Origin of the sequence: Acinetobacter soli, assembly GCF_000760595.1 — a bacterium.
Taxonomy (GTDB): Bacteria; Pseudomonadota; Gammaproteobacteria; order Pseudomonadales; family Moraxellaceae; genus Acinetobacter; species Acinetobacter soli.
Genome location: NZ_BBNM01000006.1, coordinates 116,400 through 139,980 on the forward strand (window position 1 = coordinate 116,400; position 23,581 = coordinate 139,980).

Annotated in this window: 23 protein-coding genes; 9 read left to right on the top strand and 14 right to left on the bottom strand. The window is 45.2% G+C overall.

Annotation, left to right across the window (positions count from 1 at the left end):
- Positions 1–93 precede the first annotated feature (93 nt).
- Positions 94–1,461: a nucleobase:cation symporter-2 family protein gene (locus Aso01_RS09040; RefSeq protein ID WP_039910013.1), complete on the top strand. Its 1,368-nt coding sequence runs from the start codon at positions 94–96 to the stop codon at positions 1,459–1,461.
- A gap of 101 nt (positions 1,462–1,562) precedes the next feature.
- Here Aso01_RS09040 and Aso01_RS09045 read toward each other — a convergent pair whose 3' ends face one another.
- The 7 genes from Aso01_RS09045 to Aso01_RS09075 form a co-directional block, all read right to left on the bottom strand.
- On the bottom strand, positions 1,563–3,056 hold the full coding sequence (locus Aso01_RS09045) for an amino acid permease (RefSeq protein WP_004935114.1): 1,494 nt from the start codon (positions 3,054–3,056) through the stop codon (positions 1,563–1,565).
- 157 nt (positions 3,057–3,213) lie between these two features.
- Entirely contained in the window at positions 3,214–4,200 is a 987-nt protein-coding gene (gene astE, locus Aso01_RS09050; RefSeq protein ID WP_004935110.1) for a succinylglutamate desuccinylase, read from the bottom strand.
- Between the two features lie 35 nt (positions 4,201–4,235).
- On the bottom strand, positions 4,236–5,576 hold the full coding sequence (astB, locus tag Aso01_RS09055; RefSeq protein WP_004935107.1) for an N-succinylarginine dihydrolase: 1,341 nt from the start codon (positions 5,574–5,576) through the stop codon (positions 4,236–4,238).
- Between the two features lie 33 nt (positions 5,577–5,609).
- Positions 5,610–7,079 carry a succinylglutamate-semialdehyde dehydrogenase gene (gene astD / locus Aso01_RS09060; protein ID WP_004935105.1) on the bottom strand — a complete coding sequence of 490 codons (1,470 nt, stop codon included), beginning with the start codon at positions 7,077–7,079 and terminating at the stop codon, positions 5,610–5,612.
- Complete coding sequence (astA, locus tag Aso01_RS09065) at positions 7,079–8,122, bottom strand: arginine N-succinyltransferase (protein ID WP_004935102.1); 1,044 nt, start codon at positions 8,120–8,122, stop codon at positions 7,079–7,081. The genes astD and astA overlap by 1 nt, the downstream gene beginning before the upstream one ends.
- A gap of 19 nt (positions 8,123–8,141) precedes the next feature.
- Positions 8,142–9,347 carry an aspartate aminotransferase family protein gene (locus tag Aso01_RS09070; protein WP_004935099.1) on the bottom strand — a complete coding sequence of 402 codons (1,206 nt, stop codon included), beginning with the start codon at positions 9,345–9,347 and terminating at the stop codon, positions 8,142–8,144.
- A gap of 75 nt (positions 9,348–9,422) precedes the next feature.
- On the bottom strand, positions 9,423–10,697 hold the full coding sequence (locus Aso01_RS09075; RefSeq protein WP_171063738.1) for a Glu/Leu/Phe/Val family dehydrogenase: 1,275 nt from the start codon (positions 10,695–10,697) through the stop codon (positions 9,423–9,425).
- A gap of 226 nt (positions 10,698–10,923) precedes the next feature.
- Between Aso01_RS09075 and Aso01_RS09080 the strand changes: the two genes are divergently transcribed.
- On the top strand, positions 10,924–11,346 hold the full coding sequence (locus Aso01_RS09080) for an Lrp/AsnC family transcriptional regulator (protein WP_004935092.1): 423 nt from the start codon (positions 10,924–10,926) through the stop codon (positions 11,344–11,346).
- A gap of 160 nt (positions 11,347–11,506) precedes the next feature.
- Here Aso01_RS09080 and Aso01_RS09085 read toward each other — a convergent pair whose 3' ends face one another.
- The 3 genes from Aso01_RS09085 to Aso01_RS09095 form a co-directional block, all read right to left on the bottom strand.
- Positions 11,507–11,698 carry an NF038215 family lipoprotein gene (locus tag Aso01_RS09085; protein ID WP_004935089.1) on the bottom strand — a complete coding sequence of 64 codons (192 nt, stop codon included), beginning with the start codon at positions 11,696–11,698 and terminating at the stop codon, positions 11,507–11,509.
- Between the two features lie 161 nt (positions 11,699–11,859).
- Positions 11,860–12,441: a LysE family translocator gene (locus tag Aso01_RS09090; RefSeq protein ID WP_088459361.1), complete on the bottom strand. Its 582-nt coding sequence runs from the start codon at positions 12,439–12,441 to the stop codon at positions 11,860–11,862.
- A gap of 84 nt (positions 12,442–12,525) precedes the next feature.
- Positions 12,526–13,290 (bottom strand): class I SAM-dependent methyltransferase, encoded by a 765-nt coding sequence (locus tag Aso01_RS09095; RefSeq protein ID WP_039910011.1) that lies wholly within the window; start codon positions 13,288–13,290, stop codon positions 12,526–12,528.
- A gap of 184 nt (positions 13,291–13,474) precedes the next feature.
- Here Aso01_RS09095 and Aso01_RS09100 point away from each other — a divergent pair, with 184 nt between their 5' ends.
- From Aso01_RS09100 to Aso01_RS09125, 6 genes are all read left to right on the top strand, one after another.
- The gene (locus tag Aso01_RS09100) at positions 13,475–14,044 is read left to right on the top strand and encodes a TetR/AcrR family transcriptional regulator (RefSeq protein WP_004935079.1); all 570 of its coding nucleotides are present in this window, start codon (positions 13,475–13,477) and stop codon (positions 14,042–14,044) included.
- On the top strand, positions 14,037–15,698 hold the full coding sequence (locus Aso01_RS09105) for an MFS transporter (RefSeq protein ID WP_004935073.1): 1,662 nt from the start codon (positions 14,037–14,039) through the stop codon (positions 15,696–15,698). The genes Aso01_RS09100 and Aso01_RS09105 overlap by 8 nt, the downstream gene beginning before the upstream one ends.
- 15 nt (positions 15,699–15,713) lie before the next feature.
- Positions 15,714–16,883, top strand: a complete 1,170-nt coding sequence (locus Aso01_RS09110) for an HlyD family secretion protein (protein WP_004935071.1) — start codon at positions 15,714–15,716, stop codon at positions 16,881–16,883.
- 81 nt (positions 16,884–16,964) lie between these two features.
- Complete coding sequence (locus Aso01_RS09115; RefSeq protein ID WP_004935067.1) at positions 16,965–17,573, top strand: HAD family hydrolase; 609 nt, start codon at positions 16,965–16,967, stop codon at positions 17,571–17,573.
- Between the two features lie 3 nt (positions 17,574–17,576).
- Complete coding sequence (locus Aso01_RS09120) at positions 17,577–18,449, top strand: 1-aminocyclopropane-1-carboxylate deaminase/D-cysteine desulfhydrase (RefSeq protein WP_004935064.1); 873 nt, start codon at positions 17,577–17,579, stop codon at positions 18,447–18,449.
- A 79-nt stretch (positions 18,450–18,528) separates the two neighbouring features.
- Positions 18,529–19,725 (top strand): BaiN/RdsA family NAD(P)/FAD-dependent oxidoreductase, encoded by a 1,197-nt coding sequence (locus tag Aso01_RS09125; protein WP_004935062.1) that lies wholly within the window; start codon positions 18,529–18,531, stop codon positions 19,723–19,725.
- Here Aso01_RS09125 and Aso01_RS09130 read toward each other — a convergent pair.
- The 3 genes from Aso01_RS09130 to Aso01_RS09140 all read right to left on the bottom strand — a co-directional run bounded on the left by Aso01_RS09130 (position 19,722) and on the right by Aso01_RS09140 (position 22,163).
- Entirely contained in the window at positions 19,722–19,922 is a 201-nt protein-coding gene (locus Aso01_RS09130; RefSeq protein WP_004935059.1) for a hypothetical protein, read from the bottom strand. The two genes, Aso01_RS09125 and Aso01_RS09130, sit on opposite strands and share 4 nt — an antisense overlap.
- Positions 19,923–20,013: 91 nt before the next feature.
- The gene (locus tag Aso01_RS09135; RefSeq protein WP_004935058.1) at positions 20,014–21,687 is read right to left on the bottom strand and encodes a mechanosensitive ion channel; all 1,674 of its coding nucleotides are present in this window, start codon (positions 21,685–21,687) and stop codon (positions 20,014–20,016) included.
- 239 nt (positions 21,688–21,926) lie between these two features.
- A complete protein-coding gene (locus Aso01_RS09140; RefSeq protein ID WP_004935055.1) occupies positions 21,927–22,163 on the bottom strand; it encodes a flagellar basal body-associated FliL family protein in 237 nt (78 codons plus the stop codon).
- A gap of 153 nt (positions 22,164–22,316) precedes the next feature.
- Between Aso01_RS09140 and Aso01_RS09145 the strand changes: the two genes are divergently transcribed.
- Positions 22,317–22,739 (top strand): hypothetical protein, encoded by a 423-nt coding sequence (locus Aso01_RS09145; RefSeq protein WP_004935052.1) that lies wholly within the window; start codon positions 22,317–22,319, stop codon positions 22,737–22,739.
- A gap of 47 nt (positions 22,740–22,786) precedes the next feature.
- On the opposite strand, the gene Aso01_RS09150 is transcribed toward Aso01_RS09145, so the two are convergent.
- On the bottom strand, positions 22,787–23,548 hold the full coding sequence (locus Aso01_RS09150) for a ferredoxin--NADP reductase (protein ID WP_004935049.1): 762 nt from the start codon (positions 23,546–23,548) through the stop codon (positions 22,787–22,789).
- Between the last annotated feature and the right edge of the window lie 33 nt (positions 23,549–23,581).

Sequence of the window (23,581 nt, forward strand, 5' to 3'; positions counted from 1 at the left end):
TTATTTCAAAATTCATGAAATTACGAAGTGGGGATGCGTGGCATGCATGTTGCAAAATTTCTTGAAACTCTATCAAGAACCGAAGCACCTGATATGAACACGAATCCGACAGCATCATCGCCAGAGCACGAGCATCTCGGACTGGCTAAAAATCTGACTTATGGCTTCCAGCATGTACTCACGATGTACGGTGGACTCATTGCAGCCCCACTGGTTGTTGGTCTTGGTATTGGGTTATCTCAAGCCGATATCGGCCTGCTCATTACAGCCTCAATTTTAGTGGCCGGCTTAGCCACTTTGCTTCAAACCCTTGGCGTGAAGTGGTTTGACTCTAAACTGCCAATCGTGCAAGGCACCTCGTTTGCTGCCGTTGCAAGTATGATCGCAATTGGTGCAAATGGAGGGAGCTTTCAGTCCATTCTTGGTGCAATTATCGTCAGTTCAATTTTTGGTGTGGTGATCGCACCATTTTTTTCCAAAATTGTTCGCTTCTTTCCACCGATTGTGACGGGTTCGATTATCACCATTATTGGAGTTTCGCTATTACCTGTCGCGATTCGCTGGATCATGGGCGGTAATCCTAAAGCGCCTAACTGGGGTTCGCTTGAAAATCTGGGACTGGCAGGCATCACACTGGTGTTTTTACTCCTGATTACCAAATTCGGTTCTGCCGCAATACGTCGTTTGGCGGTACTCTTGGCGATTGTTTTTGGTGCTGTCGTGGCATTTACATTAGGACTGGCAGATTTTTCCAAAGTCAGTCAGGGCGCTTGGGTGGCATTACCGAATATTCTGGGCTTTGGTATGCCTGTATTTGAATGGCCAGCAATTTTATCGATGTGTATTGTAACGCTGGTCATTTTGACCGAAACCACGGCGAGCTTGCTGGCAATTGGTGAAATTGTCGAAACCAAAGTAGACAATACCCGTATTGCCGATGGCCTACGTGCAGATATGCTCTCCTCTGCGATTGCACCATTTTTTGGGGCATTTATGCAGTGTGCATTTGTTCAAAATGTCGGTCTGGTTGCCATTACTGGCGTGAAAAGCCGCTTTGTGGTGGCAAGTGCTGGGGCAATTTTAGTGGTACTTGGCTTACTGCCGGTATTTGGTCGCTTGGTGGCGTCTATTCCAATGCCGGTTCTGGGCGGTGCGGGTTTGGTACTGTTTGGTAGTGTTGCCGTCAGTGGTATTCGTACACTGTCTAAAGTCGATTATCAGGTTCAATCCAATATGATTATCGTGGCTGTATCACTCGGTGCTGGCCTCATTCCACTCATCAGTCCTGAATTTTTCCATGCCATGCCAAACGCTATTCAAACCTTATTTCACTCTGGTATCAGTATCACGTGTTTGGCTGCGGTATTACTTAATCTCTTTTTTAATCATTTGCATTTCGGTAAAAAAACAGCCTCGGATGAACTCGGCAAAACCACTGCTACTGCACCTCATTCTTCATAATTCTGAATCAAGATCCGTTCAAAAGCCAGTCTATTCCTAGACTGGCTTTTGTGTGGAGTGACATTTACAACTGACGCCATAAATGCAGGCAGATTTTTGAATTACATTGATGTTTTTTCTTTATAAAAGAAGAAGTAACTGGCATAGCAAGCTGCAATAAACAAGATACAGCACACAAATCCAACTTGCATTGAAGGATCGGCCACCATACTGATACAGGTAATGGTACAAAATACCCCGCCCAATATCGGCGTTAGTGGGAAGAGCGGCGCCGCAAATTTTAGATCTTTAGCGGTTTTACCAGATTTGATCCATTGTCTACGAAAGTTAAACTGGCACACACAAATTGAAATCCACACCACCACCATAGTAAATGCCGCCACGCCTAGCAGATTTTTAAAAATGGTTTCGGGTGCAAAATGTTCAGAAAGCAGACCCGGAATGGCGCCAAACATAGTGACCGTAATTGCTACAATCGGTGTACCTGAAGCAGTGAGCTTTTTGAAAACTTTAGGAAGCTGATTTTTGGCCGACAATGACCACATCATACGAGATGCCGCAAACAAGCCAGAATTGGCTGCCGAAAGTAAGGCGGTAATAATCACAAAGCGAATAATATCTTCGGCATAAGGGATGCCGATGTAGTTAAATACCGTCACAAATGGACTGTTGCTGACACTATTTGAATTCAGCCCCGCCATTTCATACGGTAGCAATGCACAAATCACAATAATTGTGCCGACAAAGAAAATTAATAACCGCCAAATCGCCGCATTGATGGCTTTAGGTACGGTTTGAGCTGGATTTTCAGCCTCACCTGCTGCCACACCAATCAATTCGGTGCCCGAAAAGGCAAAATTGACAATGAGCATTGTGGCAAAGATGGGGAAAACACCATTAGGAAACCAGCCATGTTCGGTTAATTTACTAAATAGCGGCGCAGATTCATGCCCATGATAAGAAATCACCCCAAAAATGGCGGCAAGTCCTAAACCAATAAAGCAGATAATGGTGAGCACCTTCACCAAGGAGAGCCAAAATTCCGATTCTGCAAACAATCGAGTAGAGCTGACATTCAGTGTAAAGATCGACCCTGCAAAAATCAGGGTCCATGTCCACATTGAAACTGAAGGAAACCACTCCTGCATCAGTAAAGCCGCCGCAGTAAATTCGGTTCCCAGTGTGGCGGTCCATGTCAGCCAGTAAAGCCATGTAATCATGTAGCCTGTTCCCGGGCCAATGTACGTTCTGGCATATTCACCAAACGAACCCGACACCGGCATATGCACCGCAAGCTCCCCCAAACAGAGCATGACCATGTAGGCAATCACGCCACCGAGCAAATACGATAAAATAGCTCCCACCGGCCCTGCCTGTGAAATCACATCGCCCGAACCTAAAAAAAGCCCCGTTCCAATGGCACCACCCAATGAAATCATGACCAGATGACGTTTGGTCATAGCACGCTTTAACGGCTTTCCTGTATCGTGATCTCGGGCGATCGCACTGGTTTGTGCGTTACTTCGATCTTGATAGCCTGATTGCTCGTTCAGGAATCCGCCTGCCTGCAATGTCTTTTCATTGTCATTACTCATCCACATTCACTCCAACTATTTTTTTGACAACATGTCCTTGCTGTATATATCGCCCACCGGGCATTTCATCCACGTTCTGGGTCTCAACGTCCGTTTAATGAATCTCCATCTTCATACTCCATGAATGTCTATTCCTGACTGATTGGCCTCTGACGAGTTATTTTTTGTGCTGTGTGGTTTCCTCTAACACCAGTCCGGCACGTAAGCCCTTTTTTACCTGAGGGTTTGGAAATAATATCCAGACCTGCTCGTGTTCAACGATTTGATTTTCGCCTGACTGTATCGCCAGCACATCGCCCTTTTGAAAAGTCGAAAAGTTGGGTGCATCTGCCGCAAGTTGAAGCTGAAAATCATCACTGTGTTTGATGATCGAACTCATCACCTTAAATTCGCGTATTGCAGGCTTATGTCGCACAGGTAAAACCGTGTCGCTTAAAATGGCACGCAGCACTTGATCAATTTGATCAAACTCAGATAAATCATTGTGTCCAAACGCTTTGGCTTTACCCAGTTCGAGCGTGGTACTGGCTGCTTGAAAATGCGTTGCAGTAAATTGGGTAAAGGTTTTGCCAAAACTGTTGTGATAAACCAGCGCATCCAGATCGGCTGCATCCAACTGTGCAAGCAATGCTGCATCATAGGGATGACTTTGATATGGAAACAAAGCAAAGAGAGGCAATCGCGAGGCACGGATGGCAGTGTGCAAATCGTAATGATAAGCCTTGGCCTGCACATCTGAAGTGTGAAAAAAATGCGATGTGATGTGCTCAAGCTCAGCTGCACGGCGAGTTTCTACATCTGCTCTAAGTGCCTCATGAGCGCCACAAAACATCCGGTTCATATCATTTTCAAGATAACGTACACCTTGACGAATCGCCTCCGGATTCCCCAAGACAAACAGCACCCGATGCTTGAGCATCAGTTTTGCAGCAAATAAATCTTTGAGTATGTTGTCGATCAATTCAATTGGGGCCGTTTCATTGCCATGAATTCCGGCAGAAAGCAAAATGGTTTTTTCATAACCCGAAACAGGCGTGCACTGCAGCAATCCCTCGCCTAACCACTGCCAGTGAAATCCTGCTGATTCACCTGTGTCTTGTTCAGGATCACGTTGCGTGAGTGTCAATGCCAATAGATCAACCATATGCTTTCATCCTTTAAAGTCTGCCTTGCCATGTGTTAGCGCTGGAAGTGATACACCGAACCTAATCCTAAAATTTGAGTCAGCTCGTCTAAAGCCGTTCTGCTCTCGATTAATAACTGTGGATCGGCCAGATCATCCTGCGCCAGTCGATCCCGATAATGACGCTCAACCCACTGATTTAACGTGCTAAACAATGCGTCATTCATCATGATGTTCGGATTAACCGCTGCCAATTCGGCATCATTTAGCGCCACGCGCAAACGCAAACACGCAGGTCCACCGCCATTACGCATGCTTTCTCTCAAATCAAAGACTTTGATTTGATCGATTGGTGTTCCCATTTGCAGCAAATCTGTCAGATAAGCCCACACCGACGCATTTTGACGCGACTCCTCTGGCACCACCAGTGTCATGGCACCATCTGGACGGGTCAAAATCTGGCTGTTAAACAGATAGGTCGAGACCGCATCTTGGACCGATACACGTTGCTCAGGTACTTCAATCGCAACAAAGTCTTGCCCAATGGCAGCCATCTTTTCACGAATTTCTGCAAGCGCCTGTGACTGATTTAAAAACGCCTGCTGATGATGAAACAGCACCTGCTGATTACTCACGGCGATCACATCGTTATGAAATACCCCCTGATCGATCACCTCAGGGTTTTGCTGTACAAACACTGTCCGGTCGGCATGCAAACCATGTAGGCGTGCAATTGCTTCGCTTGCTTCACGGGTTTGACGTGCCGGAAACTTTTTGGGTGCAACGGTACCGCCGAGTTGCTGCTGACCGTATACAAATACCTGAATACCTGCCTGATCATAGGCACCGCCCAAACGATTATGGTTGGCAGCACCCTCATCACCAAACAAGGCCGCTTCAGGTAATGCTTCATGATGCGCGAAATATACATCATGATTGAACATGGCTTGTAGGATTCGGCTGGTTGTCTGGTGCTCAATTGAACGATGGAACTTATTATTTAGGTTTGCGGCGGTAAAATGTACACGTCCATCTGCACTGTCGGCCGATGGCGAAACGGTACATGAGTTGGCTGTCCACATCGAAGAGGCCGAGCTGAGCGCAGACAATAACGCTGGTGCGGCGCGCATTGCTGCTGCAATGACGTCGCTATCGCTTCCACTAAAGCCTAATCGGCGAAGCGTAGGCACATGCGGGCGTTCTTGGGGCGCAAATACACCTTGCTTAAGGCCCAAGTCGGCCAAGGCCTTCATTTTGAGTAAGCCTTGCTGCGCCGCCAGCTTCGGATTAGACAGATTGTTGCGGTTGTTGGTTGATGCGACATTGCCAAATGACAATCCTGCATAATGATGGGTTGGGCCCACCAATCCATCAAAATTAATTTCATAACCCGACATGTTTTCTTCCTTTTAGGTGTTATGCAGTCCGTACTAGAGCACAATGCCCGGTGATAATTTCTCTGGTAATGTGAGCTGTTCACTTTCTAGCGATGCCATTGGCCATGCACTATAATCCGCCGCATAAAATGCGCTGGCACGATGGTTGCCCGAAGCCCCCACACCACCAAACGGTGCTGCACTTGAAGCGCCCGTTAACGGCTTATTCCAGTTCACAATACCGGCCCGCGCTTCAATCAGTACGCGCTCAAACAGTTCGCGAGAAGGTGAAACCAAACCTACCGCCAAGCCAAATCGTGTGGCATTGACAAGACTCAAGGCCTCATCAAACTGCTCATAACGATAAATACAGGTGAGCGGGCCAAAATATTCTTCATCTGGTATATCTGAAACCTGCGTGACGTCTAAAATACCCGCCGTTAATAGCGAACTGTGTTCATCTGGTCGGGTCATTTCAAGCAGTGGCTTGGCACCTAGCGCAATCAGCTTGGCTTGCGCTTTGAGCATCATGTCGGCAGCGGCAGATGAAATCACGCCCCCCATAAACGGTTGTGGCTGTGCATCCCACGGCCCAATCACCAACTGCTTGGCCACCTGCGCAAATCTGGCAATAAAGGCATCGCCTTGTGGTCCAGATTTGACCAAAATACGGCGCGCACAGGTGCAACGTTGCCCAGCAGAAACAAATGCAGACTGAATCGCCAGATTGACGACGGCATCCAGATCGACAGCGTCATCAATAATCAAGGCATTGTTGCCGCCCATCTCAAGCGCCAGAATTTTTTCAGGTGCGCCTGCCAGTTGCTTATGTAGCTGATAGCCTGTTGATGCACTGCCGGTAAATAACAGCCCGTCAATTTGCGCTGCTGCGGCAAGCGCCTCACCCGTGCTTCGTCCGCCTTGCACCAAATTAAGTACGCCCTGAGGCAAACCCGCTTCGTACCAAAGCTTAACCGTCTCTTCGGCAGTCCAAGGTGTGAGTTCACTTGGCTTAAACACAAGAGTGTTACCTGCAATCAAAGCCGGAACAATATGCCCATTGGGTAAATGACCCGGAAAATTATAGGGACCAAATACCGCCAAAACACCATGCGGCTTATGGCGTAACGATGCAACACCGTCCGGCATTTGAGTTTGGGTAAATCCGGTACGCTGATGATACGCACGAACTGAAATAGCCACTTTTGCAATCATCGACTGGACTTCGGTGAGCGTTTCCCAGCGCGGTTTACTGGTCTCACGGCTAATCACCTCTGCCAGATGCTGTTTATTTTGCTCAAGTAATGCTGCAAAACGCTCAATTATTTCAATGCGGGCTTCTAGACCTAAACGTGCCCATGCTGGAAAGGCCTCACGTGCCGCCAGACATGCTGTTTCAACCTCTTGGGCAGTTGCTTCGTATCCGCGCCAGATTAACTCGTTACTAATCGGGTCAGTTTTGATCATCACTGCACCAGATCCTTGTCGCCATGTTCCATTGATGGCAAGTGCGCCTGTTGTCATTATTGATTCTCCATTTGATCTAATACTAAAACACGAACCTGATCCTGCTCGGTCACGTGAAGAGCTGCTGCCTGTTCTGGGGTCAGACAAATACTGTGCTCATCGGTTAGTGCGACCTTAAGCAGTAAAACCCGATAATGGTGATAATCGTCGTTGGCGATCAAATAGCATCGCTCTGAAACCGAAACGTGATCTGAAATCACAACGCTTACGCAGCGGCTGTCTTTCACTGCACGTAAATCTGAAGTATTTGCTTCAAGCGTTGGTCCTGCATCGAAAATATCAACATAACCTTGATACTGCAGGCCTTCGGTCATCAACACCTTTGCTGCGGGTAAGGTATGCGGATGCACCTGAGCAATCACGTGACGTGCTGCTTCGGGTAACAACGCCACATAAACCGGAAAGCGCGGCATCAATTCGGCAATAAAGACTTTTTGCCCCACCCCACTTAAATAGTCTGCTGTGGCAAAATCCATATGAAAAAAGTGCGATCCCAAGGCATCCCAAAACGGAGAGTGTCCATTTTGATCGGAATAACCGCGCATCTCTGCAATCAGTTTTTCTTTAAACAGTGAGCGAAATGCGGCAATAAACAAGAACCGAACCTTGGAAAGAAATTTTCCATTTTGATTTTTACGATAATCTGGATCGAGAAATAAGGTACACAGCTCACTACAGCCAGTGTAATCATTGCTCATAAACAACGTGTCGAGCGCGGTATATACATTAAGCTCTTTTGAAGCATGTACCTGTTTGGCAACGCGAAAATTATAAAACGGCTCATTGAGGCCAACCGCGACCTCAATTGCGCTTACCCCAACAATTTTTCCAAGCGCAGTATCTTCAAGTACAAATAAATAGCTGGCCTCGTAGGCTTCAGCTAAACCATCGAGTGTCCGCGTAGTACGGTCAATGCGAGCCGCCAGAATTTCTTTATTTTGTGGCAGTGAAGTCAGACCAATACCTGACTCTCCTGCCCGCCCTGCCAACCGAAAAATATCATCTAAGTCTCGGTGTGCAGCATGTCTCACAATCATCATGATCAGATTCGCTTTTGACTTAAAGACGAGCTAATGCGCGTGCAAAACGATTTAAACCTTCATCGATATCTTCAAATGGAATAATCAGCGACGGCGCAAATCGAACCACGTCCATACCCGCCACCAAAGCCAACAGACCTTCTTCGCCCGCTAAGGTCACGATATTTTTGGCTTTGCCTGCATATTCGTCTTTGAGTACACAGCCTAAAAGCAGACCTTCACCACGGATCTGTTTGAACAGACCCAACTTTTCATTGATGGTGTTAAGCCCAGCAACAAAATGTTGATGACGGTCTTTGACGCCTTGCAGTACCTCAGGCGTGTTGACAAACCCATAGACTGCACTGGCCACCGCAGCGCCCAAAGGATTACCGCCATAGGTCGTGCCATGATCACCGACCACAAACATATTGGCAAAATGATCGGTGGTGAGCATCGCACCAATTGGGAATCCACCTCCTAATGCTTTTGCCGTGGTCAGGATATCAGGCGTAACACCTGTATTCATGTAGGCGTAGAGCGAGCCAGTACGCCCAACACCAGTTTGTACTTCATCAAAAATTAAGACCGCGCCAAACTGATCGCATAGCTCACGTAGCCCCTGTAAAAATTCACGTGTTGCTGGCACCACACCGCCTTCACCTTGGATAGGTTCAACAATCACCGCACAGGTATGTTCATTAATCAGCGCTTTGGCAGCGTCTAAGTCATTAAAAGCTGTGTGCTGAATACCTTCTGGAAGTGGCGCGAAATCTTGCGAATATTTTGGCTGACCGCCTGCGGTCACGGTAAATAAGGTACGACCATGAAAGGCATTTTTAAAAGCCACAATCTGGTTTTTATGCGCCTGACCGCTCATCATGCCGACTTTACGTGCCAGCTTTAGTGCCGCTTCGTTGGCCTCTGCACCTGAGTTGCAAAAGAAGACCTTATCGGCAAAGGTACTTTCAACCAATTGACGTGCCAAATTTAGCACCGGTTCGTTGGTATAACCGTTGCCCACATGCCAAAGTTTTTGAGCCTGTTCGGTCAGTGCGTTCACCGCAACAGGATGCGCATGCCCCAGTGCATTAACCGCAATACCACCTGCAAAATCGATATATTCTTTTTCGTTTTGATCCCAAAGACGCGAGCCTTCACCACGGACCAAAATGAAATTTGCAGGGGCAAATACTGGTACCATCCAGTCATTAAAATTACTACGGGTGATTGCGAGATTACTCATTATGTTCACTTCCTGTTTTTTAGTCGGGCTTGGCCTGATGCTCAAGCCCCGAGTCATCACGATGTATTGCGCTATTTAGCCTGGGAAAATGCCACGTTCCTTACGTGCTTTTAAAATACGCTCGCAGGCCAAAATATAAGCTGCTGTACGCAGGCTGCACCCTTTTTGAGTAGCAGTATTCCAAACATCGGCTGTGGCCTGAATCATGAGCTTGTCCAGACGCTGATTAATTTCGTCTTCACTCCAGAAGTAGCTCGACAAGTCTTGTACCCATTCGAAATAACTCACGGTCACACCGCCAGCATTACAGATAACATCGGGTACCACGGTGATCCCACGGCGAACAAATACATCATCTGCCTCTGGATATGTTGGGCCGTTAGCACCTTCAAGCACCAGTTTGGCTTTGAGCTGCTCTGCACGCTCTACTGTAATCTGACCTTCTAATGCGGCAGGAATCAGAATATCCATATCCACTGTCCAGAAAGCTTCGTCATCAATTACAGTCGCGCCGGCAAAACCCATTACGCCGCCGTGTTCCGTCACATGCTTTTGTAACTCTTTCACGTTTAAACCTTCGGCATTGTAAATGGTGCCCGTATGGTCTTGTACACACACAATTTTGGCCTGTGCATGGCTAAATAAATATGCGGCTTCATTGCCAACATTACCAAAGCCCTGCACCGCAACCTTACTGCCTGCAATTGGCAATTGAATTCGCTCAGCAACCTGCATTCCGGTAATAAACACACCACGTCCTGTCGCACGGACACGACCCAGTGATCCCCCTAAATGCACTGGTTTCCCCGTCACCACACCGGTCACGGTATGACCTTTAATGCTCGAATAGGTGTCCATCATCCAGCCCATAATGTCGGCATTGGTGCCGACATCCGGTGCAGGAATATCAATTTGAGGCCCAATAATTGGACTAATTTCACTGGTAAAACGGCGAGTCAGGCGCTCAAGCTCACGTGGTGACAGCTCTTTTGGGTTGACTCGAATGCCACCTTTGGCACCACCAAAAGGTAAATTCACCACCGCAGTTTTAATGGTCATCCACGCAGAAAGCGCCATCACCTCATTCAGTTCGACATCTTGGTGATAACGAATCCCGCCTTTACCCGGCCCACGCGATAAATTGTGTTGAACACGATATCCTTCAAAATGGCGAATCGAGCCGTCATCCATCACAATTGGAACATCGACAATCAAAGTCCGCTTTGGACTTTTTAATGTGTTAACAAAATTGCTTAAATCCGCATCCAAATATGGTGCCACGCGATCGATTTGCGTGAGATAGGTTTGCCATGCACCATTGGTTTGATCTGCATATGATAAAGACATCACGGTTTCCTTAATTGACTTTGTTCCTGTTGGCTCACGTATCGTCATCTAGGTCATCGAAGATACGTAGCCACGCCTCTTTAAATCATCTATACAGCTTTTGACTGCGTCTCAGATGATCTGGCGTTTTGTGTATGCACTATTATTCACAATCAAATTGACACAGAAAATTTGTCTTAATGACTAAAATGAATTATTTTTTATCAAATTGATTATAGTCAGTAGCAAAATGAATAATCTTGACCAAATGATTTTAGGCTTACTTAAAGACAATGCCCGAATGTCGATTACCGAACTGGCGGCAAAAACACGCGTCTCGAGAGCTACGGTACAAAAGCGAATTGAATACATGGAAACCACTGGAATTATTGCGGGCTATACGGTGCGTTTTCGTCCAGATGTTGAAAATAATATTATTCGGGCGTGGGCCAATATCATGGTGGAAGGCACCAAGGCACAGTCGGTGATTCGTGAATTACGCCTAGAAACAGCGGTTGAGCGCCTGCACACCACCAATGGTAAATGGGATCTTTTGGTCGAATTAAAATCTGATTCACTGGAAAGCTTTGATAAAGCGCTGGAAAGAATTCGAAATATTTCAGGAATTTACAATAGTGAAACCAGTATTTTGCTTTCGACGTATAAAACTTGAGTCAATGAGCAAAAACTGGATAGCATGGTGTATGTGCGTTTAAGTCGCCAATATTAACTGGTCAGAAGTGACCATAAGTTTAAACTTATAGTGCTTTCACAATTGATCAGTTTAATGTTAAAAAGGCTTTCAACCCTGCATAACTGAAAGCCCGATAGTCTTATTTATGTTGCACAGCGCTTTGATTTAGAGCAAGTTCTTGAGATAGTTTGTAGTCTTTTTCATAGACGGGCATACCCGCTATGCTCATGGCACGCTCAGCTTTTGGCGGGCGCATATTGTCTTTCATATTACAGGCTGTGAGTCCAAAGAGCAGCACAGCACCTACAACGACAGCGGATAATTTTTCCATTATATCCTCCATTGTTTTTGTTATTTTATTCAGATTAGCATGTTTAAAACAAAGTGGGATGTTTTATCTATTTCAATTTATAACCAACATATTTTTGAATCGTAATTGATACAAAAAAAGCGCGAATCTATCGCGCTTGATCTCATAAAAATTTAAACTTATTAGCGGCTTGAGAACAACATTTTGAGCCCGAGTAGGGTCACAATACCGCCAGTCACGCGGTCGATCAGGGTTTTGGCCTTGATGTATAGTGTACGTGGTTTTTCCGAAGACAATAACAATGCAACCAGAGAATACCAGCCGGCATCGATGACAAAACAAATCACAGGCAAAGCAACGTAATAATAACTAGGGATGTCTTTTGGCAATAAAGCAGTAAAAACACTGGCCAACACCACCGCAATTTTTGGATTACTTAACTGCGTTAATAAACCATAACGATAGGCACTTGAATAGGTCATTTTAGAGACTACGGCACTTTGTGTATCCATTGGCTGTTTGGCATGCTTTAAAATTTTGTATGCCATCCAAAGTAGATATAACCCGCCCCCGATTTTCAATACCAGATAGGCAGATGGAACTGCCAGCAAAACCGCCTGTAGGCCAATCACGGCCAAAAATCCAAAAATTGCTGCACCCGTCCCCGTGCCCAAGGCCGTAAATAATCCATGCTTACGCGATTTTGCAATTGAGTTCTGAGCTACATAAATAAAGCTCGGGCCAGGACTCATGGCACCCAACATCAATGCAGCAGCAATCGAAAAAAGTGGTATTAAGCTATCCAAGACCGGAGACTCTATAAAAATCAGGCGCGTATTTTAGCAGATTTATTTGATTTTGCTGAGTACCAAATACATCACAGGGCTGACAAAAGAACCATCATTTTGTATTTGATAGTAATTTTTGATTTGGTCTGTGGTGTGCTGCTGTAAATAGCGAAGCGATTCAACTGCATGTAGAGGCGTTTGCATACGTTCTACCCAGCTTCTGAACTCAAGTGGAAGCTGTTGTTGATCTACAGTCTCAATAGCAAATCCGGCATTTTCGGCAAAATTTATCCACTCGCCTAAGCTGTAATTTCGTACATGACTCGGATCTCGCAAGGTTTCCATGCTTTGAAAAAATGTATCGAGTAAAGGCGATGCATGGCCTAAAATATCAACGAATACTGCTTTGCCATGGGGTTTAAGTACCCGCCAAACTTCATTTAAGGCCTGAGGTACACTTTGCCAGTGATGTGCCGAATAGCGACTGACCACCACATCAAAACGCTCTGATTCAAACGGAAGCTTTTCTGCCGGCCCTTGCTGTCCATTTACCTGAAATAACTGACGTTGTTGTGCTTCATGAAGTACGGTTGTGACCATTTCATCGCTTAAATCATAGGCCGTTATTTCATCGACATAGGGTGCAAGCTGATAAGTAACATGCCCACCGCCACAGCCCAAATCCAAAACAGTTTTCAATCTATTCTGCTGGATCAATGCTTGCATTTTTTTAAACTCATCACCTTGTGCATGTACTGCACTACTTAAATAAGCATTTGATTTATTTTGGTATTGCTGCTGATTTATGTCATGTCTTGTGGTCATTTCTTTACGCTTCATTAAGAGATAACCTGACTATACTGAGATTAAAACAAAATAAATAATCATGAATTATTTAATTATAGATAACTAAAAGTAATCAATTATTACAAAACTTATTCAAACAAGTGCTGTTAGTACGGACAATAATGTCCGTAAAATAGTTTCATCCCCTTTCCTTGGTCGTGCCATGAGTAAACACGTGAAACGCGCCGCTCAAAATCGCGAAGATTTGCTCGAGGCCGCAATCGAGATGTTTAAACTGCATGGCATAATGGTGCCGTTGCAGGTCATCATCGATCATGCCCATGTCGGACGCGCTACGTTTTACCGAAATTTTGCAGACCGCAAAGCGCTGATTTATGCCTTGTTGGGACAGGCCTTGCAGGCACTTGAACATCGAGCCAAACCCTATTATGAATCACCCGATGGTTTGATTTTGCTCATTCAAAGTCATGTATTTCACCTTAATCAATTGTCTGTGCTGATGGAATACTGGCGAGTACTGGACTATTCCGACCCCACATTACAACAGCTGATTACCCAGCATAAAATGATTATCCAGCCCCTAATTGATCGTGCGGTTGCACAGCAGTTATGCCGATCAGATTTTAGTTTTGAAGATTATCGCAGCATTATTACCATGCTATCTTCTTGTTTTCGCGGACACGATCAAAGCGAACAAGTTCGTTTGGCCAGCCGTGTAATCGAATTATTGCTCAATGGCATCATTGTCAAACACGAGGTGCAACATGGCTGAGACACCACGTTACCTCGAAACGCCACCGGACTGGACCGATGAAGAACGCCCGGTCATTCCCGGTTCACCGCCCTCAATTGCGCATCCTACACACAAACGGTATTTGTATTTTATTATCGGGACGTTTATTGCGCTGACCGCAGGCTTGAGTAATGGTTTTATCACTGCCAACTTACCACAGCTACAAGGTGAATATGGCCTGACACCTGTCGAATCGGCATGGCTCCCAGCGGCCTATGTCATGGCCAATGTCAGCTCCAATCTTATTTTGTTTAAAGCCAGACAACAATACGGGCTGAGACTGTTTACCGAAATCGGTTTGTTGGCGTTTATTGCGGTGATGATTTTGCATATTTTTGTGCAGAACTATCACATGGCTATTTTTGTGCGTTTTATTAGCGGGATGGTGGCAGCGCCGCTGAGTTCGCTTGGCATGTATTACATCATGCAAGGCTTTAGTAATGCACATCGACTCAAAGGACTATATATCGGATTTGGCTTTGGGCAACTTGGCGTACCACTGGCATGGATTATTTCGCCCGCTTTGGTGACAGTAAACAACTGGACGGTGCTTTATACCTTTGAACTTGGACTGGCTGTGTGCTGTTATGCCATGGTGGTGTCGCTTAAATTACCGCGTAGTTTGCGAATAGCCGTATTTGAACGTCAAGACATTTATACTTTTTTACTGCTTGCGCCCGGATTTGCCTGTCTTTGCGCTGTTCTCACCCAAGGGCCTTTGTTGTGGTGGTTTGATTCGCCTTGGCTGGCCTATGTACTTATGAGTGGTTTTATACTACTGGTACTGGGTTTTTATTACGAACATCATCGTACCAACCCATTATTAATGACTCGCTGGCTGGGCACAGCGGGGGTTTTACGTTTTATTTTTGGTGCTTTTGCACTGCGTTTTTTACTCTCAGAACAAAGTTATGCAGCAGTCAACTTTTTGAAAACTGTCGGAATGGGTCCAGATCAATTTGTGGGCCTGTATACGATTATCTTTTTCGGAATGTTGGCAGGTGTTGTATTTAGTGCAGTGACATTTTCCAGAGAACGTACGATTTTGCATCTGGTTTTGGCTTCATTTTTGATTTTGGTTGCCAGCAAACTCGATGCACATCTCACCAGCGATATTCGCCCCCAAAACTTTTTTCATAGTCAGTTTCTAATTGCCTTTGCCAACGGGTTATTTATCGGGCCGTTGCTGCTGGTTGGCTTTGGGCGCGCCTTAAAAGAAGGCCCGAGCCATGTAGTCACGTTTATTGTGCTGTTTTCAGCGACACAAAATTTTGGGGGATTGGTTGGATCCTCATTTTATAACACCTATCAAAAGCATCAGACACAAATTTATCAGATGGACATTAATCGAAATCTGACACAAACCGATCCCATTGTGGCACAGCGCCTGAGTCAGTATCAGGCTAAATTTACCCCCTCGATTACCGACCCAACGCTTGATCAGCTTCAGGCCGTCAAAACGCTGTCACAAACCGCAAATCGTGAAGCGCAGGTGCGTGCTTACAATGATGTGATTAATTTTAATAGTATTGTGGCTATCGTGCTGTTTTTATGGGGCGTGTGTAATATTTTATGGGGCAAATACTTGGCTTACCGAGAGCGAATCGCGGCTCAACGTTCATCTTCATTTTGAATTCCGAGACTATTTATGAGTGACGAGCAAAAACCAAATTCATCTGATTCATCTGCATCGGGCGAGTCTCATCCACCGCCCGCTAATGCCGAACAGAATTCGGGGGCTTCGCCTTCTCCGCTGAAACAAGTCCCCAGCGTAGGAAAGCTGATTCCAACCAAAAAATCGACTTTGATTCTCATGTTTTTCGTTTTACTGGTTGGGATTGGTTTGATCATGTGGGCATGGCAAATCGGGCCGTTTCAAACCGCTTTACAACAGACCGATAACAGTTATGTTAAGGGTAAAACCACCGTATTGTCTTCTCAAATCAATGGCTACATTAAAACGGTACTGGTTAAAGATTTTGATACGGTCAAAAAAGGTCAGCCCCTGATTTATATCGATGCGACCACGTACGCCCAAAAAGTGACACAGGCACAATCGGCTGTCGAGCAGGCACAAAACAATCTGGCCAACCAGACTCAAACCATTGCCCAGCGGCAGGCCGATATTGTGGCAGCTCAGGCTCAGGTCGATCAGGCTCAGGCCCAGTATCAATTGTCTGTCGATCAGTTAAAACGCTATCAACAACTTGGCGACAGCGGCGCAGTCTCACGCTCTGAACGCGATCAAGTTGCGGCAACTGCAAAGAATGATCTGGCTGCACTCAAAAAAGCACAAGCCAACGTCAAAGTCGCCGAAGAAGCGTTAAAAACAGCACAAGTGGCCCAAGTGGGTTTACAGGCACAAGTCACCAATGCTCAGGCGCAGCTAGATCAAGCCAAAACCACTCAAAACTACAGCATCATTAGCGCGCCAATGAATGGTCAGTTAGGTGAAGTCACGCCACGTGTTGGACAATATGTTGCAGCAGGCTCTCAGTTGTTGTACCTGATTCCACAACAAACTTGGGTGATTGCCAACTTTAAAGAAACCCAGATCGCGAAAATGCGGATTGGCCAAAAGGCAACCTTTACTGTCGATGCACTCGATCATCAAAAATTTACGGGGCATGTCGAACAGATTTCACCGGCTGCCGGCTCAGAGTTTAGTGTGCTCAAAGCAGATAATGCCACAGGTAACTTTACCAAAGTGGTTCAGCGCATTTCGGTAAGGATTGCCATCGATCCGAATCAGGATGGCCTTGCCCGTTTACGCCCCGGCATGTCGGTCATTACATCGGTTGATACCTCAACACCATGAGGATCAACCACGTTGGTGATTTCACCCTATTTCTGGGTTAAACTCGCATGCCCAACAATAAAATAAAACCAAAGGCCTGATTTGAATAACATTGCTTTTTTTGATTTTGACGGCACCATTACCTTGACCGATTCTTATACCCCTTTTATTTTTCAAACCATTCCGGCATCCAGAATGAAGAAAGGAAAGTTTTTACTTGCTCCTTACATTCTGGGTTATCGCTTAAATTTGATTCGCGGTACGGTACTACGCTCAAAAATTTTCAAGCTGGGCTTTGCAGGGCTTGATGTAAACGAACTTCAGCAAAAAGGACTCAGCTTTAGCCAAAGCTATTTGCCACAGATTATCCGCCCACAGGCATTAGAGCGTATTCAGTGGCATTTGGCACAAGGTGATCGTGTCGTGGTGGTGTCTGCATCTATGGATGTCTATCTAAAACCGTGGTGTGCACAATATGGCCTTGATCTGCTTTGCAGTGAAATCGATGCCATCGATGGTAAGATTACGGGAATTTATAAAAACGGCGACTGTAGCCGTGAAGTCAAAAAGCAACGTATCTTGGACAATTATGATTTAAGCCTTTATGCTGCGATTTATGCTTATGGTGATACCATTGAAGATCATGAGATGCTGTCATTGGCCACACATGCCTTTTATCGCTGGCAACCCATCCACCACAATTCACTTTAATTTATGTTTGATGCTTTGGCCCAACAGATTCCCTATCACACGCTTATTGACACCGCTGCTGTACGGCTCGATGTAAAACGGCTTGATCTGATCCATCCACAAATCTCGGGCAACAAATTTTATAAGCTCAAGTACAATCTGATCGAAGCTCAGAAACGTGGCTGTGCGCGTATTTTGACCTTTGGCGGGGCATTTTCCAATCATATTGCCGCCACAGCCTACGCTGCGCATCGCTTTAATTTTCAGAGTATCGGCATCATACGGGGGGAAGAGCTTGCTGATCGTCCACTCAATCCTACGTTAAGCACTGCACAGGCTTTGGGTATGCAGCTTGAGTTTATCTCGCGTGCGCAATATCGTCAGAAGGATCAGCCGGAATTTATTCAGGCCTTGATGCAGCACTATCCAAATACCTATATTGTGCCTGAAGGCGGTACCAATGCGCTGGCAATTCAAGGCAGTAAAGAAATATTAAGCAACTTCGATCGAGAACAGTACGATTTAATTTGTTGCGCTGTCGGAACAGGCGGTACATTGAGTGGATTAATTGAATCAAGTGCTGAATCTCAGCAGCTTCTGGGGTTTTCAGCATTAAAAGGTACTTTTTTATCTGAACAGGTTCGTGGGTTGACTCAAAAGACCAACTGGAAAATTACAGATGATTATTGTTTTGGGGGATATGCCAAAAGCTCGCCACGTTTATTAAACTTTATGGCGAGTTTTGAAGAACGTTATCAGATTCCACTCGAACCGATTTATACCGCCAAAATGTTATACGGCTTGTTTGATCTGATTGAACAACAGGCCTTTGCTCAAGGTATACGCATACTGGCCTTGCACACAGGGGGGCTACAAGGGCGTTTATCTGCAAAGTAGCGAACATAGGCATCTAGTTCTGACATCTGCATCAGAATCTTTTATAATCGCCCCCTTTGTTTTGGCTAGGTAGTTTCAAATGTCGTTTCAGTATGATGTGATCGTTCTGGGTGCAGGCGCATCGGGCCTGATGCTGGCCTCACATGCGGCCAAGCGTGGTCGTTCGGTGCTGATTCTTGAAAAAGCCAATAAAGTCGGCAAAAAAATTCTGATGTCGGGCGGTGGCAAATGTAACTTTACCAACTTATATGTCGAACCCGAGCATTTTATTTCTCATAATCCCCATTTTGTCATTTCTGCACTGAGCCGCTATACCAACTGGGATTTTATTGGCTTGGTGTGTGATTACGGCATTGCCTACGAAGAACGCAAACACGGACAGCTCTTTACCTTAAAAGGTGCAAAAGAGATTTTAAATATGCTGCTTTCGGAGTGTGAGAAAGCGGGCAGTGTCGAGATTCAAACCGACAGTGAAGTCAAGGCTGTAACCAAGCAAGAAAATGGTCGCTTTCAGGTTCGTACCGCACACGCCAGTTATACGGCAGAGTCTGTAGTGGTGGCCTCTGGGGGGCTTTCGATTCCGACACTAGGCGGTTCGGGCTTTGGATACGAGCTTGCCAAGCAATTTGGTCATCACGTTTATCCAACCCGAGCAGGATTGGTGCCCTTTACCTTTTCAGATCAATTTAAAGAAGTCACAACACGTTTAAGTGGTAATGCACTGGATGTGACGCTCTCTAACACTCAAAATAGCTTTAATGAAGCGCTATTGTTTACACATCGCGGATTAAGCGGGCCCAGCGCATTACAGCTTTCTAACTACTGGAACAGTGGCGAAGCATTTCAAATCGATTTCTTTCCAAGTCATGAGTTACTGGCGTATTTCAAAGCGAAAAAACAGCAACAGCCGAAAGTCTTGTTACGCACCTTACTGAGCGAACTGGCCGCCAAAAGCATTGTGCTGGAACTACAACAATTAATCTGGCCAGCACATGCTGAAACCGCAATCGGACAACTCAGTGATGCCTTGCTTGAAGAGATTTGCAAACAGTTGCATGCATTCGCTGTCAAACCATCTGGAACCGAAGGCTACCGAACAGCGGAAGTCACTTTAGGTGGTGTCGATACCACTGAAGTTTCATCGAAAACCATGCAAAGCAAACGCGAGCCAGGCCTGTTTTTTGTTGGAGAAGTGCTTGATGTTACCGGTCATTTGGGCGGTTATAACTTCCAGTGGGCTTGGGCCTCTGCAGTTGCGGCAGCAGAATTTGTCTAACGCTCAGTTGAGGTTTGATCTTCTGAGGAAATTGTCGATGGTTTGGTTTCAATCGATTCATTAGGCGATTGATTCGGGCGTGGTTGTTTTGACGCACTCGATTTAGAAAAAATAAACTTATAGGCACTGGCCAGAAATCCGACCGTAATACCAGCAATCACAATAGGCGCTAAAAAACGATTTGGTTGCTTTTGCATACGATTCTCCTGTCGTTTGATAGTGAAATAAAATACATAAAAGATTAGCCACTCAAACTAGAGTGGCTAATCTTATTGAAAAAATCAAAGTTTATTTAGGTTGGTCGTCGGATTGTCCCGGTAAAGAGATATCGTCACCCTCACCTTTTGAACCATAAGGATTGTTCAGTGGCGTATTGTTCGGATCCACCTCAAAGTTGGTTGGTACGCTATGATCTGAATGTGACGTCACATCTGGCGACGCAAAAGTGGTCTTTTCACGCGCGGTTTGTGCAACAGGATTTGGATCATTACCCTCTGCCTTGACTTTATCGATTAAATCCGTCAGTACACGTTCTGCAGGCTGACGGCCACCTAAACCAAAAGCCAATGCAAAAGCGACGGCTACAGCACCGAGTGTGAGTCCAAAGGCCAGATTGACAATTGAATCGGCAATGCCCATAGCACGAAGTCCCATGGCCAAAACCAGTCCCATAATCAATACACGAACCAAATTACCCAACCAGCGCGAACTGTTGTATTCGCCACGCTGTACCACATTGGCCACAATATTGGCTAACCAGAAACCGATCACCAAAATCACGGCACCAAGCAAGATATTTGCGCCAAAGGCAATGAACATCGCGATCAAATTACTGATCTGCTCAAATCCAAGTCGGTTTGCAGCTTCAGATACGGCAAACAACATGGTAAAAAAGACAATCAGCACAGCAACTACATGTGAAACTTTGGTGCTACCAAAGAAGCGCTGTAAATCAAACTTGGCCGGAATGTCATCAACACCTGTACCCGCCAGAATATCCTGTACCAAATTGGCAATAAAACGCGACACCACATACGCAATAATCAGGATTAAACCTGCTGCAATGATGTTTGGAATGGCATACATGATTTCGTTCAGCATTGAGGTTGCAGGCTGAGAAATCGTTTCGATTCCAAGGGCTTCAAACGCTACAATTAACGCCGTGATCATGACCAGCGCGAAAACAAAAGACCCGAGTACACGGCCCAAATTGCTTTGCTTAAACAGACCAATTTTCTGTGCCTGTTGCTGAAGTCCGATACTGTTGACCAGTCCCTCGACAATACCGCGTACAATTTTTGCCAAGATGTAACCTACAAATACGATCACACCAGCAATGAAAATATTCGGTAAATAGCCAACGGCATCATTGAGCATGTTTTGTACAGGTAGCAAAAGCCCTGTCAATCCAAGAATAGATAGCACGATTGGTAAAAAGAGCAACAAAATCAGCCAGTAAACAATATCGGCGATATTTTCACTCAACGGACGCACACCCACTTCAGAACTGAGCTTTTCATCGAGTTGCGTTCTTGCAAGTACATTGGAAAAACCAGCACGAACCAAACGTGCAATAATCCAACCCACCAAGGCCACAACCGCAGCAGCAATCAAGTTAGGAACAAATACCAGCACTTGTGTGATCATGGCACTAAACGGACCACTCACGCTGTAGATGTTGAGGACATTGAGTGCAGCAATCAGTGCAATCGTCAGTACAAACCAAAACACAAATTTTGAGACGATACGTTCGAAGTCTGGTGTTTTTCCAGTTGCAGAGGACAAACGATGGTTGGTGCCCAAGGCACTGAGTAATTTTTTAACTCCAGCGGCGATCACCAGTGCCAAAATCCAACCAATAATAAACACCACAACGGCTGCTACAATCGGTTGGAAAATGTCCCAGTAATACATCAGATCATAATGAGCACGATTCGGCTCATTTCCAAAGAAATTATTCATGTTGTAGGTATCCTCTTTTTATCTTTTATTGGCTTAGCAATTTATGATTTAACGATAAAGTGAACATCAAAATATCTCTGATTATAAAAATATTGTGATATTTATCACTTTATTTTGAGTGCATTTTTTATTCAATTGTTCTCATAAGAATTACAACAAAATCACTGCAAAACATTGCAAGAAAGGCTCTTGTTCAATCATGAAAAGAGCCTCTCTTACTCAGAATAATGACGAATTCGCTATGACTGCTTAGAATCTGGCGTTGGATTATTCGGCGTAGCAGGCTGCGCATTCGGATTTGGATGATCTGGCGGTGCATCTGCTGCATCTGGCTGATGATCAGCCACCATATAGGCAATTAATGCCACTAGGAAAATCCCCACAACTATAAGAATATAAACAGGCAGCTTACGTTTACGTTCAGTTTCTTCTGGTGATGAAGCATGTGAAGATGGTTTGCTATAATCGTGTTTCATATTTTCACCCTCTTATTTTTTATATCCTTTACCATCATAACAAGCACTTATGTAGCGTTGTGTGAAAAAGCATTGTAGCAACGTGTTCTTTGTTTCATCGTTGTACTAAAAAATAGGCTATACTATGCGATCGATTTTTTTGTTTAAACAGTTATGTCGTACCGTCAGCAAAATGTAACGCTTGATCTTGACACTGACGTCACCCACCAGTGTACATTGCATCACACGCGCGATGAACACCTTATTGGTATAATTGAATTTAGCAAACCAAGCTTTTCGATAAAATGGGGAGATCTGGAATATTTTCGTCGCAGAACTGAAGAATTTTCTGTGATGCCGTTTCCCGATTGCGTTAATGCCATGATCATTGATATTCGTAATGTCAACGCTTTTTTAGACAACGAAGTACCGATTATTCCATGGCGCCTGCTTGAAGAAGAATGTCCGATTCGTCTGATCGTGCCTCACGAACGTCTTGCGCATTATATCGGGGTATTTGAACCCACCTGGATCAATACCGATCTAGACAGTGCAATTAGCGAACTGCGCGAGTTTATGGATATGTTTGTGCACTGAGTGCGCAAACCGCTATACTTAATGTATGGCATGCTGTATTTCACTGATTACCAGTAGTTTTCCACGGCAATATTCCCTTCTCCGCGTCGGTTCATGGTCAAGCCACGGCGCTTCAAGGCTTCTTTGGTGTCGTCTACCATTTGTGGATTACCGCAGAGCATGACATGGCTGCTTGCAGCATTTAATTGCTGACCAACGGCAGCTTCTAGCTCACCGTTTTCAATCAGGATCGGCAGTCGATCATGTAGCTGAGCATGTGGATCACGGGTGATGATTGGCACAAATTTAAAGCCGTTATGTCCCTCTCCAAAACTTAAGGCAATTTCTTCAATCCGCTTCACGTACGCCAGTTCAGAAACCGTTCTTACGCTATAAACCAAGTAAATCTGCTGATAATTTTCCCATGTGGCAAAATCTTGCAACATCGAAATAAATGGAGCTAAACCTGTTCCAGTTGCCAAAAGCCATAAATCTTGTGGCAGCGGCAGTTGATAGCGTGCCAAGGTTAAAAAACCATATGGAATTTTTTCTAGATACAGTTCGTCACCCACCTGCAAATGTTGCAAGTTTGAGGTAAAAGCGCCATCTGGTACTACAATTGAAAAAAACTCGAGTGTTTCATCGTATGGCGAGGACACAATCGAATAAGCACGCACCACCAGATCATCTTTTACTTTTAAGCCAATTCGTGCAAACTGCCCTGCTGCGAACTTAAAATGCGCAGGACGTGTTAGGGTAAAACTAAACAAGGTTGGGGTCCAACGATGTACCGACAACACTTTTTCTACGCTAAATTTTTCAATTGACATAATTTCAACGTGGCACGAAATGGTGTGCTCATG